The following is a 16,314-nucleotide window of genomic DNA, read 5'->3' as shown; positions in this document are numbered from 1 at the left end:
AACTCTAGCTTTTTTATGGTAGCATTACAGAAAAAATTAGTAGCTGTGGATTCTAGTAATGATTATTTTTGGGAAGCAATGTTTTGAATATGTGATACATCATGCACCTACGCATATTCAAGAGATTTATTTAGCAAAAGACATAGAAAAGCCTTTGTTTGCTAAACTAAAAAGGCTAAATGTGCCAATCCTTAGGATAGATAATAAAAAAGCACAAAGTCTTGCACGGGGGAAAAATCATCAAGGTGTATTTGCAAAAATCAAGCCCATTGAGCAAACTCCATTTAAAGCCTTGCTTGATTTCTCAAGCCTAGTTGTATTATGCGGCATGAGTGATATTGGAAATATTGGGGCTATTGTGAGAACCGCTTATGCACTTGGCGTTGGCGGGATTGTAATCAGCGATAGAGACACTTTAAACACGCAAGCATTAGAGGGGATTTTTAGATCAAGCAGTGGGGCATTACTCAATATGCCCTTTTCTTTTCATAAATCAAGCCTTAGTGTTGCCAATGAAGCAAAAATGAAGCAATTTACACTCATTGGAGCAGGTAAAAATAATAAAAATATTTTAGAATCTACACCCAACAAATGGGCTATTTTTATCGGCAGGGAAGATACAGGGCTGCCACAAAAGCTACTTAATAAGCTTGATTACACCTTGCATATTGCTATGTGTAATGGCTTTGATTCTCTAAATGCAAGCGTTGCAGCAGGAATACTCATTGATAGAATCCAACACATAAAAAAGGAATATTATGGCTGATTTTGACAAACTAAAACAAATGGATACAGAAGAAATTCATCGCAAAACAAGGATTACGCTAGTAAGACTACATGATATTTTGGATAAAAAATTTGATAATATTGATCCAACTAGAGCACATGGCTTTATAAAGATTCTAGAGCGTGAATTGCAACTTGACTTAAGCGAATGGGTAAAGGAATATGATGAATATAAGCAAATAAATACTCAAAAAGATCCTAATGTTTTAGAATCTGATACCATGCAAACAGAAAAACTACAATCAGATTCTACTAACACAAAAATAAGTAGCCCGCAAGTTTCCAAACAAGATTCTTCTAGACAAGATTTTGGAAATAAAGATTCTAAACTAGAAAATACAGATAAAGAGAATCCTATAAACACACAGCAAGTAAAACTTCCAAAATCAAAACAACAAACAACAAACAATAAGCAGCAACTAAGCAGCATGAATATAGAAATCAGCATGCCAAAGCAACAAGTATCCTATAAAACGCTGATTATTGCAGTATCTAGCGTTAGCGTTGTGCTACTTGTGGCTTTTGGAATCTACTTTGTGGGTTCTAATAATACGCAGGCAAGTCATGTAGCAGAACAAAACAACACACAAAAAAGGATTGTTGAAAAAGATATAAAACAAGCCTATCCTACAATCTCTCTTTATGACGCATTAAATGATAATGAAGAAAAAAGAGAGCAAATAGCCACAAAAAACAATGAAGCAAAAAATATAGACCAAACACAAGGAAAAGATTCTAAACAACAAGACATAAAAGAAGATTCTAAAATAGCCCAACAAGAAGTAAAACAAGAGAGCAAAAATACAAAAGAAATAACCCTTACAATCACACCGAAGCAAGATGTATGGTTTGCATGGGTGGATACTATCACAAAAGTGCGTGGAGAAAAATACACAAAGAAAACACCTATTACCCTTACGATTAAAAATCCTACGATATTTCATTTTGGCTATGCAGTCTTAAGCATAGAAGCAAATGGACAAACCTTTGAATACAATCAAAGAGGGGTAACCTACATGTTATATGATAAAGAAAGCGGCATGAAACTCATCACACAAAAAGAATACAAAGCATTAGGGGGCAAATAATGAATATATTTAGAATCTGTATAACCGCATTGCTACTTTGTAATATGCTTATCGCAAGTGAATTACAACAAAAAGTGCAAAAACTAATGACAAAAAATAGCTATCAAGCAAATGAGAAATTTATAAAAAAAATCTTTGCTAATGAAAAGGCATTCTATCAAGGCGGTAATCTTAATGTAGTTAAGGTGCTTAGTGCATTAAAAAGCAATGGCTTACTCTCTCTCAAACTCACAAAGCCTAGCAATGTATCTGTTACCTTCCGCCTTAACGCACAAAAGCAGACTGATAGAGAGCCTAGCTTTACTTTCCTTGCGTATAGTGCAAGTAATATTTTAAGCAGTATTGGCTACTCATATTTTTATGTAACCGAAGCAACAAAAGAAGATGAAAAAATAAAACTCACATACACGCTCAATGCAGAATCTAGTGTCGATCCAATCGTTATGGCTACAAATCTAACTAAGCGAGGTTATGCAATCATTGATGTCAATCGCTACTCCGCTACACACTGGATATATGATATAAGCTTATTAAACTCAAATATCGCAGCAGCAAAAGTCCTTGCAAAAGGCACAAATACGCTTACACAAATTAATGGCAAATACTGGCTTACAGCCATAACCACAGGCACAATCCAAATCACACCAAAAGACAACACAGAAGCATGGTATCCAAAAATCCTTATTTTTGACAACGCTATGAATCCACTTGATGTGATTATGCTTACAGATTCTAAAACAACATATAAGATAGACTTGCCACAATCAGCAAGACACATTCTTATCACAGATAACTATAATGCGACAATATTGCGTAATGGGATAGAGGTTAATCATGTGCCAAAATGATGGCTTACAAACCTTATATACCTTTAGAATTTTATGATTTTTAGGATTTAGTGATGAATAGAGAAGGTGTATTAGCAGATACAACAAAAGATTTACTTTTATCTATCAAAGGTTTATGTGCTTCATTTAGCACAAGCACAAAAGATTCTAAATCTCATAAAACCCATATAGAATCTAATAGACACGCAATGTGGGATACAGATAATAAAAATCTAGATTCCAAAAATTACACCTCAAATCCCCTAACCCACCCAGATTTGACACAGAATCTAGAATCTACACGCAATCACTTTTGCTTACAAAATATCAATATAGAAATAAAGCAAGGGCAGATTCTAGGACTTGCGGGTGAGAGTGGAAGTGGTAAAAGCCTGCTTGCAAGAATTATAATGGGACTTGAACCAAATATCAACATACACAAAGGTGAGATAAGATTCTGTAATTATGATTTATTGCAATTACAAAAAGAGAGAAAATCTAAAACCATAACAACGCAAAATCTCTCAATGCAAAATATTTTGGGCAAAGAAATCTCATACATACCACAAGACCCGCTAAGCTCACTCAACCCACTCCATAAAGTATATAAACAGATTGAAGAAACGCTTATCATACATAATCTTATGAGAGATTCTAAACAAAGAAAAGCACATATAGAATCTATTTGCAATGAAGTTGGGCTTGATTGCAGCTTACTTACTCGCTATCCACATGAGCTAAGTGGCGGTCAAAGACAAAGGGTGGCAATCTCTCTAGCCCTTGTTGCAAATCCAAAGCTAATCATCTGTGATGAGCCTACAACCGCCCTTGATATGTCGCTAAGTATGCAGGTGATAAACTTGCTGAAACAAATTGCAAAAAAACACCGCGTTGCAATGCTTTTTATCACACATGATTTAGGCATTTTACGCGCTCTTTGTGATACCTATATCATTATGCAAAACGGACACATTATAGAAACTCTCACGCTTCATTCTACGCCAAAACACAGCTACACGCAAAAGCTTTTTCAAGCAAACTTTCTTGAAACAAAACAATACAACACCACACAAACACCAACTATAATGCAGCTAAAAGATTTTAGCGTAGGCGTTAAAAAAAGTAAATACTTTCGCAAAAAACTATCTATAATTACAAAAAATGTTAATCTCACCTTGCAAGAAGGTAAAACTTTGGGTATTATAGGGGAAAGCGGTAGTGGTAAAAGTTCCTTAGCAAAAGGTATATTACATCTCATGGATACACAAGGCATAGATTCATATTTTAATCAGACTTTATCTTACAATGGAAAAGTTGATAAAAGGTATTTAAAAGAAATGCGAAAAAACATGCAAGTCGTTTTTCAAGATTCTATGAGTTCTCTTAATCCAAGATTTCGTGTAAAAGATTTAGTGAGCGAGGGGCTAAAATTGCAAAAAAAGAGTGATGAATCTATTATGCAAGAGATTGAAAAAATCTTTAATGTGCTAGATTTGGATAGAAGTTTGCTTACTCGTTATCCAAGTGAGCTAAGTGGTGGTCAAAGGCAAAGAGTAGCTATTGCGCGTTCTATGGTGCTAAATCCAAAGATTCTAATCCTTGATGAGCCTACAAGCGCACTTGACAAATTCGTGCAGAAAAATACGCTAAAACTCTTGCATGATGTGCAAAAAGCTTATAATGTGAGCTATATACTCATCACGCATGATTTAGGCGTTGTTGCAAATTTATGCGATAATGTAGCAGTCATATTTCAAGGTAAAATTGTCGAATATGGACATACACAAGCTATAATGTCAAATCCAAAACATGACTACACAAAAAAGATGGTATCTATATACCAAGATTTTTATATCGCTTAAATCTATTTGAAGGAGATAGTATGGCAAAGAATTTAGCATTGTTTATTGATTGTGATAGACTCGAAGCGGCGTTTATGACACTTATTTTTGATTATTTGCAAAATGAGGGTTACAATATTTGTGTAAAACGCGCATATATCACAAAAGACAATCTTGACTTATGGTATAGTCAGCTTGATAGGCATTATTTTAGAATCTCAATAGGCAATAGTCAAGCAAACAATAATATGCGTTTAAGTGTAGATGTGTCAAAAGCACTTTATTCTGGCAACTACGATAGCATTGCAATCGCGTCAAACTATCGTGAGTTTGGCGTTTTAGCAAGTGAAGTGAGAACAAAGGGATTAGAAGCTTTATGCTTTTATCAGTTTTCAAAAGGTAATGAAGCATTTTTGAAACGAGCCTATAATATCATCTACAACCTAGAGCCAAAAAATGTGAGTGAGCAAAGTAGCGAAATGACCTCAACAGGTGATATGCTTGATATATTCGCATCAGCACTTGAGGGCTTAGACACTCAAACACTTGGAGAAAAAATAGGCGATCAAACCACTTCAGCAAAAACCACTACAAGAAAACCTAGAGCTACCAAAAGCACAAAGGCTACAAGCACAAAAGCAACCGCAAAGAAGAAGTAATTACAAAATAAAATAACCATAATGTGCTTAGTGTATATAAAGGAACGACTTTATATACAAAGTGTTTTTATGTAAGACAAGGCATGTATTAGGCAGATAGATTTGGCATTTTTAGAGTGAAGCAATGAAACAAAGTCTTACCAAAGCTATTATAGTAATTTTGCTACTTTTTTGTATCCTAACCTTACTTTATCAAATAAGCATTGCGACAGAAAGGGGACAAGAATATCCCATAGACTTAAGCTTAAAAGGTAGGGTAGCAAAGATTGTCGTGCATAAACAAAAAAGAATATTAGAACTCTACGATGATAAAAATAAGCTATTAAAAAGTTATCCGCATATCGCATTGGGTAAAAATCCGCAAGGACACAAAGAGTTTGAAGGTGATAGTAAAACGCCTGAGGGCTTGTATTATATTGATTCTAAAAACCCAAAATCACGCTATTTTCTCAATCTTGGCATTAGTTATCCAAATAAGCTAGATATTGCCAATGCTAAAAAACACAATAAAAATGCGGGTGGCGATATCAAGATTCACGGATTACCAAATGGCATGAATATTGCGAAAGAACTTTTTAAACAATATGGCGATTGGACTGATGGCTGCATAGCCCTTGATAATGCAAGCATGAAAGAATTATATGAAGTGATTAGTATCAACACACCCATTTATATATTACCTTGAAGATAAAAACAGCAAAATATACCCACCTAGTTTTTCTTAACTTTTCAAAGTCTTTTAAAAGTTGTAATAATCCCACTCTTTGAATTATTTTGTATTTTTATGATAATATATAATATTAGAAACTTACAAAAGGGATTATAATGAAGTTTTATAAGAATCTCTCACTTAAATCAAAATTCCTAAGCCTTGTTATCGGCTTTTTTATAGCATTTGTCATATTTTTAGTGCTGACAATACTAGGGGAAGCAAAGTCCTCCAAAGCTACACAAGAACAAATCGTCGCAATGTTACAGCAAGAGATTGAAGCAAAAATCAAGCTTAGCACAGATTCTATGGCGAGTGCGCTTGGTGAGATTGTCAAGGGATTGAGTGAAAAGGAGCAGATACAAATCATTTCTAAAGCCATTAGCAAGATGTATTTTGAAGATGATAAATCAAGCTATTATTTTGTGTATAAAGAAGGGGTTGCTTTAGCATATCCGCATCAAACAGACATTATAGGCAAGTCTTTGTGGGATACAAAGGACATTAATGGCACTTATTTCATAAGGGATCTTTTTGAGAGTGCAAAAGATGATAGCAAAAGGGGTAAATTTGTCTATTATGTTTTCCCTAAGCCCCTGCCAGATGGAAAGTTTGTTGATGCACAAAAAGTATCTTACGCACAGCTTATCCCCAACACCGCAAATATTTGGATTGCAACAGGTGTGTATATCGACACGCTAGACACCTATACACACGCCACTTCACAGGGGATTTTGAGTAATATCTCTCAAACGATATACAGCAATATCGCCATTTCAATGGTAGCATTTTTGCTTATCTTTTTCCCATCAATGTGGCTCTTTTACAGCACACATTTGCGTGGAATCTTAAACTTACAGCACAATGTCTTTGCCTTTTTTGCCTATCTCAACCACGAGAGTAAAACAATGGATTCTATCCCACTAGATTCTAAAGATGAGATCGGGCGTATGGCAAAGGCGATTGATGAGAATGTCAAACGCACACAAGATGGGTTGAGACAAGATTCCAACCTTGTGTGATGTACTAGATGTCGTAGCAGAAGCAAAGGAAGGGCGATTTGGCTCTGTGATAGAAAATACAAGCCTAAATCCGCAAATCAATGAGCTAAAAGATGCGATAAATCAAATGTCGCACACGCTTTTAAACCTTGTCGGCGAGAATCTCAAAAATACAGCTCGTGTATTTGACGCCTATAAAAACAATGACTTTACCGACAGGATAGAAAATCCCAGAGGGCTTGAAAATGCCGTAAATAGCTTGGGGGATTCTATGGTGAGTATGCTTTCAGTCTCTAAAAACTATGCCAACGAACTTGAAGTAAAATCTAAAGAGTTAGAATCTTCTGTCCTTGAGCTTACAGAGAGTGCTAACACTCAAAGTGCATCACTTGCACAAACTGCCACTCTCACAGAAGAGATTGCCCAATCTATGCAAAATGTGAGTGATCGCACAAATGAAGTCATCGCACAAAGTGAAGATATTAAAAATGTCATCGGTATCATACGCGATATTGCAGATCAAACAAATCTTTTGGCTTTGAATGCCGCTATTGAAGCCGCAAGGGCAGGAGAACACGGCAGAGGGTTTGCGGTTGTTGCTGATGAGGTGAGAAAGCTTGCCGAACGCACACAAAGAAGTTTGGGTGAAATTGAAGCAAATACAAATCTTTTGGTGCAGAGTATCAACGATATGGCAGAATCTATTAAAGAACAAGCTGAAGGTGTCAATCAAATCAATGATACTATCTCGCAACTTGAAGACATCACGCAGCAAAATGTAAAAATTGCCAATCATTCACGCGATATAAGCACCGCACTAGATAATGTGGCAGTAAAAATTTTAGATGATGTGAATAGTAAGAAGTTTTAAGGTAGCTATTAGAGTCTCGTTGTGCTGACATAAAAAAACATTTTTTTTGGAGTTTTGCAAAAAAAAGACTGGTCCTATAAATGATTCTGCTTTTATTAAATCTTTTAATTCGTCTTTATATCTATTTTGCATAAGTCTGTATATTTCTAGTTTTATAGCTACCCATATTAAAATGCTTATGTTAAAGGGTGTTGTGCCAAGTAAGATAATGGCTACAAGTTGCAAGGTTTGATATTCTTGCAGGGCATCACTTTTAAACATAGCAGAAACGCTTAAAATAACAACTAAGCTAACGAAAAATTGCATTAAAGCGCAAAAGCTTAAAAATCGCCACTTCACACCCTTTTCATCAACAAAAAACTCTACACCCCGACTCATATATTCCATAGCATAGAATATACTTATGCTTAAGAATGGGAGTATAAAGAATTGATAATAATCATAAATAATATTTCCAATTGTTTTTAGCATTTTGCTTTTTATCCTTATGGTTTATTGTTGAGTCTCTCACTTGTCATGTTGAGGCAAAGCCGAAACATCTTTACTTGTAAATAAAAAGGATTTTACCCGCCTTGCAAAACTTGCGAGATGTTTCGTGCTTTGCACTCAACATGACAAACGCAACATGACAAGAGAAAGCAACGAGGCAAGGCTTTTTTATACTATCTTAGAGTTAATCCCATTACGCATATGCTAATAATGGGGGCTTATGCTTTATTGCGTAAAACTGCTTAAAACATAAGCGATACTTTTTATTATATTTACTTTTTTAATTGAAATATAGGGGCTTGTTTTATTTGGGAATTTGTGGTAGAATCTAACTTAAGGGCTTTACAATAGGCGTGGGGAAGTTTTCTTGCATATCTCCCACATTTAGTGAGTTTAGCTCCCCCTTGCTTGTGCTTCTTTGGTATGCGGTTGTGCGTTAATGCTTGGGATTAATTCTTCTAATTCTAATGAATAAATTCTATTCCCATGTTCGATACTTTCTTTTAAAGTCATTTTTGCTTGTGCTTGTTTGTTATTTATTATTATTTCTGCAAAAAATCTGTGCATAGCCATCACATCGTTACTTTGTTTTTTATCTGCATAGCTTTCCTTTTTTGTAGCATTTTCAAAAAGCGTTTTTAAATCTTGTGCTACTTTAAAATGCTCGTCTCTACTGAATCCATTCGCTACACTTTTATCTATCGCTTTTTTACTTGCGATTTTGTTTAAACCTGTGGTGGATATTTGTGCGGTTATACCTGTAGCTTTATTTACAATCTCTTTGTTTAGATATGGGCTTAACGCCTCTTTTAAATCTGTTCTTAAAGTTGCTATATGTTTTGCTTCTTGTGTGTTATATATTAAGTTCAAATCTTGCCCTTGCATTTTTACTTTAGATTCTAGCATATTTGCGGATTCTTTTATATTGTTATTTTTAACTATTTCTTGTGAGGTTTGTGGTATAATGTTGTTGTCGGTTGCGTTAAAAGTCTGTAACGCATTAAGGCTTTCATCAGCAGAAATAGTTTTGTTAGCACCGATTTTTTCTAATATATCAGGGCTTAGATTATTTGCTTCATAACTTGTGATTATCCATTGATTTTCGCCTTTTTTATCCCAACCTTTACTTAATCCTACTAAAAATACTTTGTTATCTTTTTGTAAATAAAGCGTATTTACGCCATTTTCAGTAAGTAGTTTGCCATTTTGTATAATCTCATTTATAGCGTTTATAAGTCCAGCTTCGCCCTTACCGAATGCTTCAAAATCCCCTGCGTTTAAATGCTTCTCAATAATCTTAACAAGTCCATAGCCTTTTGCATGTTGTCCGCTACCTTCAACTTCTCCCCAAACTAAATCAATATCCCCCAATTCTTTACGATGAAATGCTCCTGCAACTTGTCCTTTATACTCGCCTTTAGCCCCGCTTTCTTTATGTGCTTGTGCTTCACTTATGAGTTTTGCAATAGCAGATTCCCCGCTGTGATAATGTTCTGCGTAATTTGTGCCAAATTCTTTTATAGGTTTAATGTTTAAAGTTTGTTCTATATATGCTCTGTTCTCTTTAAAATATTGTATAGAATTTATGTCATCTTTATATTCTTCCCTAAATCTTAAGGATTTAATCGCTTCTCTTAATTCATCATTATTAAAGGCAGCTTGTGGGATTTTATCTTTTATCCACATAACTAAGTTTTGCATTCTAGCTATTACTGGAAATGGTATATCGCTATTTTTACTATTGCTTTTACTCCATAAATCGCCTTGAATATTTTCTAACTCATCTTTACTCTTACCCTCTAAGCTTTTAATAAAAGATTCTTCATCAAATGCTTGTAGTTGTTTGTCTTCTAATTCCTCTTGTTGTTTTTGTAATTGGCTAAATCTTGCTTCTGCTTCTAGTCTTTCATTTACAAGCTTGTCTAGTGCCTTGTTTCTCTCTTTTAAAGGTGCGTTTTCTTTGACTAATTGTAAATAGTTGTCTAAAGATTCTTTATTAAAACCATCATATAAATAGCTTTGTTTTTCCTTATCGGTTTCTAAATACATTTTTGTTGTATATCCGCCTTTTTTTCCTATCTTTGCATGATGGCTGCTTACTATGTCTATGTATCCTTGTTCTATGTTTTTTTGCCTTGTTGCAATATCTTTTCTAATCTCTGTTCTTATGCTCTGTATCTCTTTATTATGTTTTTGTAGTAATTTCTTTGTTTCTGCTACACTTTTTCCGCTTGCCTTTGCTTGTTTGATTATTTCTTGTGTTGTTTGTGGTATAATGTTGGTAGCATTTGCTGAAGTAGTCTTTTCAGCTTCACTTTGTGAGCTAGGCAAGTCCGTCCTGCGTCTAGCAATGCTTTCATCTCTTTCTAAGGCTGTTAATACCCAGTTTTGTTTTTGTCCCTCAAAATCTTTTCTAATGCTTATAAAAAAGTCGCCATTATCTAGCTTATATCTATTTTCAGTTTCCTTTACAATGGGCAAATCTTGTATCAATTTATCCAATTTATCTAACACTTCAGGGTGATACTCTACAATTTTTGATAATCCCCAGCCATCACTTTTGCCCGTGCCTTTCTCTCCCCACGCTAAAGTTATATCCCCAATGTCATCTCTATGAAATGCCCCTGCAACTTGTCCTTTATACTCGCCCTTAGCTCCGCTTTCTTTATGTGCTTGTGCTTCATTTATGAGTTTTTGTATAGCAGTCTCGCCGCTGTGATAATGTTCTGCATAGTTTGTGCCAAATTCTTTTATGGGTTTAATGTTTAGCTGTTTTTCTATCAACTCTCTTGCTAATGGTACATCTTTTATCTCTCTATCTAGTAACTCTTCCCCTCGCATTAACCTAAATATAGTGAAAAGCCTATCTTGTAAAACTCTGTTAGCTTTTCCTTCTTTCTCTAAAAGTTTTTCTACTGATAATAATTCGCCTAAAAGTTCTCGTTGTTTTATATCTGTCTGTTCTAAAAATTTTCCAAAAAACCCAGTTTTTGTGAATGTCAGTTTGTTAGCAAATCCAAATTCAGGCTGCTTCATAAATGCAAGGTATCTGCCTAATTTATGGAAATTATCAATGCTAACATCTGCCTTGTTTGCAATATCAATAGAGTCAATATCCTTTTTAAGTATGGCAATGATTTCATTTACTTTAGAATCCCGTTGCTCACTCATCTCAAAGTGAGTATCCCAATATTTTTTATCTACAGAATCAATTTCTTTCGCCATCTTTTCAAAAACAGGATTATTTACAATATCCATATATTCTTTAGCAAAAGAGACATATTCATTTATGCTTACATTTTTATCTTTTAAGGCTTTTAGATTCTGTGTTGTAGCTTCCTTATAGTCTTGTTGAGTAAAATTTGGATATTTAGCTAGAAAGGCTTTTTCATCTAAAGTAAAGAAATCATATTGCGTGTTGTATCGCTCTAAAAACTCGTTTTTAAAGCGTTTAAAATAGATATGTGTATTTATATCTCTTTCATTGTAAAACTCTTTCATTATTGGATATTTATCAAATAAAGGACTTACTATTTTTTCATATTTCTCTGTCTCTTGCTTTTCTAAAGTGTTGCGTATTAAGTTGGCTTCATTTGTAAATGTATCAATCTCTGCTTGTTTATTTTCTAATTGCTTTAAACTTTTTAGCATTTCTGCATAATCGTTAGAATCTAAATCGTTTTTTATGCGTTCTGTTAGCTTTTGTGGTATAATGTCGGTATCGGTTTTAGCAATAGTCGGTAAGTTTTGTCCGCCTTGTCCATTTAGTGAGTTAAAACCGCCCTTGTTAGCTTCTATATCTGTCGGGCGTGTAGAAGTGTTGAAGCGAGGGGTTAATTCTAACTCTACACTATATATTCTATTTTTATTTTTATCTAGGCTTTCTTTTGTCGTTATCAGTGCATTAGATTCTTTAAAAGGTGCGTTTAATCTGTGAATGATTACGCCCGGGTTATTCTCTCTGTGGCTGTGTGCGATTGCTTCTTTAGAGATGCTAAAAAGCCTTTCTATATCCGCCACCGCTTCTAAGTGTTCTTGCTTACTAAATCCGTTTTCTACGCTTTTTGTTATGGCTTTATCGCTTATCATTTTATCGATTGAAGCGTTATTTAAATAGGCTTGTAAGCCCTGCGTATTTCTCAAAGGTTTGTCTAAAATCGGCTTTAAAATTTGCGACAAGTATTCTTTTATCTCGCCTCTTTTTGCTGTATTTAAGTTGATTTTAGGTAACACTTTTATTTTTTCATCTACGCCTTTTTCTATTGTTTCACTAGCTTTCGCAACTTCTGGCTTATACTCTAACAACAATTGCTTCTGTGCTTGTGCTTCTTTTATCTCTGCTATATCTGCATATTGGTCTCTGTATGATTCTAGTGTTGCGTTTTCGTTTTTGTCTCTTTGCATTAACTCATCATAAGTTTTTGGCTGTGCTAGCTGCAATTCTTGTTTTTCTATGGCTGTGATGTTGTTTTTATCTGTTGTTATGAAATAGGTTTCATTATTTGCCTCTGCTTTTATTATGCTTTTATTTGGCGTGTGGATTGGGTTATTGTGTGTGAGTTGTTGGGCTAGTTGTTTTAATAACTCTGTGTTTTGCTTTATCTCTTGTGTGGCAACAACTAGATTATTTAATATATCTTGTTGAATGTTTTCTTTATTTGCTTCAAATTGGCTTATTTTTTGTGTGAGTTCTTCATTATACTTTGCTTGTCTCTCCATGTTTTGAATGAGTGGATTACTTGCAATGGCTTCTATCTCGCTTGTATCTTTTGGGGTTAATATCTGTGTATTACCTCTTATTTGGCTCTGTAATTCTTTATCACTTAAAGGTGTGTTTGCCTTGTATTCAAATCTTGGTTTATTCTCTTTATCTTTTATGGGTTTAAAGCCTTTGTCTAAATCTGCTTTATTTAGCACTTTAAGCGTTTCTAGTGTGATTTCACTTGGGTATTTTAAATCTTTTATAGCACTTTGCAAGGCTTTTGTTATGGCTGCATTATCGCCTATGTAAGGGATAAAGGCAAAAAGCTTTTTAAATAATCTATTGGTTAAAAAGACTTTTATTCTGCCCTCTAGTGTTGTGGCTAATGCACCGCTGCCTACTTGGTTTTCTAATGCTTTTGCTTTGCTTATTTCTTGGGCGAATTGATAGCTTTTAGCATAGCTTTTAAAAGTATCGAGTATAGGATAGATTTCAGGGTGCAGTGTAAGCTTTTCTAGATTCTCAATATCGCTTAAAATCTTAGTAAAATCAATTGGGAATGTATCATCATTTAGCTTTACATTTCTGTCTAATGCCCTAAGTATTGTTAGCATTTGTGTGTGTTTTTGCGGGATTAGATTCTATATTTACAATTACGAAGAAAGCTTTTGGTAAATAAGCTGTATTTAGAACCACAACTTAAGTTTAGCGATGTCTAAAAAATCTCTTTTATATTCTTATCTGTTTAAAGGGTTTGTAAAATTTCTCAAAATGAATTTAATATTGCTTTCTAAAAGCAAGCATGTATGTTAAACCCCAATATGACATATTAGAAAGCTTATTTATTCCACACTTAAGCAAAAATAGATAGAGTAAATAAGCAAAGATTCTAAATCTTCTCTTTTTTAATAAGATTGAAACATACATTTATCAGCAAGATAAATACAAATAACACGACAGCATTTGCGATTAATACTTCTCTATGTAAGCCTTCTGCATAGCTCATCTCAAGCACGATATTTGTCGTTAATGTCCTTACACCATCAAGCACACTACTTGGAAGCTGCACCTGATTCCCAGCAACCATAATAACAGCCATAGCCTCGCCAATAGCCCTACCAACGCCAAGTATAACTGATGCTAGAATGCCTGATTTAGCCGCAGGTAAAACCGCAAAAAACACACTTCTTTCACTACTAGCTCCAAGCGCTAACGCCCCTTCATAATAGCTTGTTGGCACAGAATCTATCGCAGCCTTTGATACAAGAATGATCGTAGGCAATATCATAATGGTAAGAATGAAAGACGCCGCCAATACACTTTTGCCCGGTATGCCATCAAATATACCAGCAAGTAGCGGCACAATAATCACTAAACCAAAGAATCCATACACAACAGATGGGATAGCCCCAAGCAACTCAACCGCCATGATGAGATACTTCTTTGGACCTTTTGGACAAAACTGCGATAAATACACAGCGCTAAAAATCCCAAGTGGAACGCCAAAAAGGATAGCAAGAGCGGTTACACACAGGCTGCCTATAATCATAGGGAAGATTCCAAAAAATTCCTGTTCTGGATACCAATCTAGCCCGAATATAAAATCCATAAAGCCAATCTGCTTCATCGTAGGGATTGCATTTGCAAACAAGAAAAAGCAAATCGCACAAACTGCAAAAATAGATCCCATCGCACAAAGTGCAAATAAAGTGTGAAAAAATCTTTCTTTAAACATTTATTTCCTTTAGAATCTTTATAATAGAGCTTAGCGTTGTATTTAGATTCTTAAAACAAAACTTTGTTGCAATAAGTGTTGTTGTAAGAATCTTTACTCTCTGTGATGAATTCTTTGCTTACTTAACTTAAGGATAGATTCTTGTCATATTGAGTCATAGCTGAAATATCTCTTTTAAATTATACAATGTGAAACATTTCACTACATTCAACATGACAATTTGTTTTAGATTACAGATTCTAATCCCTTATTGGTGGTTGCATGGCGTAGAGATAAAATAGCAAAACTCTAAATCTTTTTTGCTATTTTAAATGTCAATCAAAATCTCTCTTAGAATCTAAGCTAGATTCTAAAACAACCCAAATCCTACACCACAACTCATGAGATTAATCTCATTATTTCACTTGATCCCAAGTCGTCATTTCACCTGTGAAAATCTTATACACGCTATCTTTTGTGATATTTGTGATAGGATTTGCTTTATTCACAATAATAGCTAAACCATCAATCGCTAATACACGCACACTAATGCCCTTTTTCAACTCCGCTTCTTTTACCTCACGAGATACCATACCAATATCTGCAATGCCCTCTACCACAACATTTACACCTGTTGTAGAATCTGATTGCTGAATCTCAATCACTACATTTGGATTGACACTTTTATAAGATTCTACAAGCTTTTCCATAAGTGGTGTGATAGAGCTAGAACCAGCTATTACAAGCTTTCCTTTAGGTTTTTTACTCACAAATTTTTTAGTTTTTGTCGCAATGTAGCCAGACTTTTCAATAATTGCTTTCGCATTAATGCTATATGCTAAAAAGTCTTCAATGAGTGGATTGCTTTTCTTGATTACCACATTAAATGGACGAGAGATTTTATAACTCTTATTATTAATGTTTTCAACACTTGGCATAACACCTTCAACACTTATTGCCTTCACAGTGTCATTCAGTGAGCCAAGCGATATGTAACCAATAGCATTTTTAGAGTTTGCCACCGTTGTCATCATGACACCCGTTGAGTTTGTAACCTCTGCTTTCGTTGTGGTAGCATCGATTTTCTTACCTTTTAATTCTTTTTGAATCCCAAAGATTTCAGTAAAAGCACCACGAGTTCCAGATCCCATTTCCCTTGAAATAGGGTAAATATTCTCTGCTGCCATAGCTATATTTGCACCAAGAGTTAAGCCTGCCACAAGCCCTAATATACACTTTTTCATCATAAAAAATCCTTTCAAATAAAATGTGCTGCAAGTATAGATATAGCTTGTAAAGTTGCAAAATAAAGAATGTAAATTTTTAGTAAAATTGATTTGTGATTATCTTGGTAATTGCATACATAATTTTCTCACATGGTTGAATGTGGTGTGGCGAATATACTCACATTCACATGTAAATACATGCAAGTCCTTATATTTTCTTGTGTAAATCCCACATAAACATAAATTCTCACTTCTTGCTATCTTGCACACTCTTAAAGATATGGGGTTTGAAGTCTAAATTTCACCTTTAACCCTATACATCCATATCATCTAAATGGTTTAAGAATCTGTTATATCAAATTGATGAAATTAATTTCTAGTAATATCCATCAATTACACAC

12 protein-coding genes are annotated in these 16,314 nt (G+C 34.5%); 8 read left to right on the top strand and 4 right to left on the bottom strand.

Annotation, left to right across the window (positions count from 1 at the left end):
- The first annotated feature begins 58 nt into the window (after positions 1-58).
- The 8 genes from XJ32_RS10565 to XJ32_RS13450 all read left to right on the top strand — a co-directional run bounded on the left by XJ32_RS10565 (position 59) and on the right by XJ32_RS13450 (position 7,782).
- The gene (locus XJ32_RS10565) at positions 59-766 is read left to right on the top strand and encodes a TrmH family RNA methyltransferase (protein WP_077389644.1); all 708 of its coding nucleotides are present in this window, start codon (positions 59-61) and stop codon (positions 764-766) included.
- Entirely contained in the window at positions 759-1,874 is a 1,116-nt protein-coding gene (locus tag XJ32_RS10560) for a helix-turn-helix domain-containing protein (protein ID WP_077389642.1), read from the top strand. Before XJ32_RS10565 ends, XJ32_RS10560 begins: the two co-directional genes overlap by 8 nt.
- Positions 1,874-2,722, top strand: coding sequence for a hypothetical protein (locus XJ32_RS10555; RefSeq protein WP_020995530.1), 849 nt, complete (start codon positions 1,874-1,876; stop codon positions 2,720-2,722). Before XJ32_RS10560 ends, XJ32_RS10555 begins: the two co-directional genes overlap by 1 nt.
- Positions 2,723-2,775: 53 nt before the next feature.
- Complete coding sequence (locus XJ32_RS10550) at positions 2,776-4,563, top strand: ATP-binding cassette domain-containing protein (protein WP_155761518.1); 1,788 nt, start codon at positions 2,776-2,778, stop codon at positions 4,561-4,563.
- Between the two features lie 20 nt (positions 4,564-4,583).
- Positions 4,584-5,201, top strand: a complete 618-nt coding sequence (locus tag XJ32_RS10545; protein ID WP_077389639.1) for an NYN domain-containing protein — start codon at positions 4,584-4,586, stop codon at positions 5,199-5,201.
- A 124-nt stretch (positions 5,202-5,325) separates the two neighbouring features.
- Entirely contained in the window at positions 5,326-5,886 is a 561-nt protein-coding gene (locus XJ32_RS10540) for a L,D-transpeptidase family protein (RefSeq protein WP_020995528.1), read from the top strand.
- A gap of 140 nt (positions 5,887-6,026) precedes the next feature.
- On the top strand, positions 6,027-6,932 hold the full coding sequence (locus tag XJ32_RS13455; protein WP_254422370.1) for a cache domain-containing protein: 906 nt from the start codon (positions 6,027-6,029) through the stop codon (positions 6,930-6,932).
- Between the two features lie 409 nt (positions 6,933-7,341).
- Positions 7,342-7,782, top strand: a complete 441-nt coding sequence (locus XJ32_RS13450; protein WP_411701578.1) for a methyl-accepting chemotaxis protein — start codon at positions 7,342-7,344, stop codon at positions 7,780-7,782.
- On the opposite strand, the gene XJ32_RS10530 is transcribed toward XJ32_RS13450, so the two are convergent.
- From XJ32_RS10530 to XJ32_RS10515, 4 genes are all read right to left on the bottom strand, one after another.
- Positions 7,753-8,253 (bottom strand): hypothetical protein, encoded by a 501-nt coding sequence (locus tag XJ32_RS10530; protein ID WP_077389637.1) that lies wholly within the window; start codon positions 8,251-8,253, stop codon positions 7,753-7,755. The two genes, XJ32_RS13450 and XJ32_RS10530, sit on opposite strands and share 30 nt — an antisense overlap.
- Before the next feature lie 411 nt (positions 8,254-8,664).
- Positions 8,665-13,587 (bottom strand): putative barnase/colicin E5 family endoribonuclease, encoded by a 4,923-nt coding sequence (locus tag XJ32_RS10525; RefSeq protein WP_077389634.1) that lies wholly within the window; start codon positions 13,585-13,587, stop codon positions 8,665-8,667.
- A 275-nt stretch (positions 13,588-13,862) separates the two neighbouring features.
- Entirely contained in the window at positions 13,863-14,708 is an 846-nt protein-coding gene (gene pstC / locus XJ32_RS10520; protein WP_027338363.1) for a phosphate ABC transporter permease subunit PstC, read from the bottom strand.
- A gap of 395 nt (positions 14,709-15,103) precedes the next feature.
- Entirely contained in the window at positions 15,104-15,931 is an 828-nt protein-coding gene (locus XJ32_RS10515; RefSeq protein ID WP_040463431.1) for a substrate-binding domain-containing protein, read from the bottom strand.
- Positions 15,932-16,314 lie beyond the last annotated feature (383 nt).

It is taken from the genome of Helicobacter bilis (assembly GCF_001999985.1).
GTDB lineage: Bacteria > Campylobacterota > Campylobacteria > Campylobacterales > Helicobacteraceae > Helicobacter_A > Helicobacter_A rappini.
The sequence above is the reverse complement of the archived record's forward strand: the minus strand, read 5'-3'. Positions and strand labels throughout refer to the sequence as shown.

Bases quoted from the DNA above. Each gene is read 5' to 3' on its own strand.
- XJ32_RS10565 (WP_077389644.1), top strand. From the start codon at position 59: ATGATTATTTTTGGGAAGCAATGTTTTGAATATGTGATACATCATGCA.
- XJ32_RS10560 (WP_077389642.1), top strand. From the start codon at position 759: ATGGCTGATTTTGACAAACTAAAACAAATGGATACAGAAGAAATTCAT.
- XJ32_RS10555 (WP_020995530.1), top strand. From the start codon at position 1,874: ATGAATATATTTAGAATCTGTATAACCGCATTGCTACTTTGTAATATG.
- XJ32_RS10550 (WP_155761518.1), top strand. From the start codon at position 2,776: ATGAATAGAGAAGGTGTATTAGCAGATACAACAAAAGATTTACTTTTA.
- XJ32_RS10545 (WP_077389639.1), top strand. From the start codon at position 4,584: ATGGCAAAGAATTTAGCATTGTTTATTGATTGTGATAGACTCGAAGCG.
- XJ32_RS10540 (WP_020995528.1), top strand. From the start codon at position 5,326: ATGAAACAAAGTCTTACCAAAGCTATTATAGTAATTTTGCTACTTTTT.
- XJ32_RS13455 (WP_254422370.1), top strand. From the start codon at position 6,027: ATGAAGTTTTATAAGAATCTCTCACTTAAATCAAAATTCCTAAGCCTT.
- XJ32_RS13450 (WP_411701578.1), top strand. From the start codon at position 7,342: ATGCAAAATGTGAGTGATCGCACAAATGAAGTCATCGCACAAAGTGAA.
- XJ32_RS10530 (WP_077389637.1), bottom strand. From the start codon at position 8,253: ATGCTAAAAACAATTGGAAATATTATTTATGATTATTATCAATTCTTT.
- XJ32_RS10525 (WP_077389634.1), bottom strand. From the start codon at position 13,587: ATGCTAACAATACTTAGGGCATTAGACAGAAATGTAAAGCTAAATGAT.
- pstC (WP_027338363.1), bottom strand. From the start codon at position 14,708: ATGTTTAAAGAAAGATTTTTTCACACTTTATTTGCACTTTGTGCGATG.
- XJ32_RS10515 (WP_040463431.1), bottom strand. From the start codon at position 15,931: ATGAAAAAGTGTATATTAGGGCTTGTGGCAGGCTTAACTCTTGGTGCA.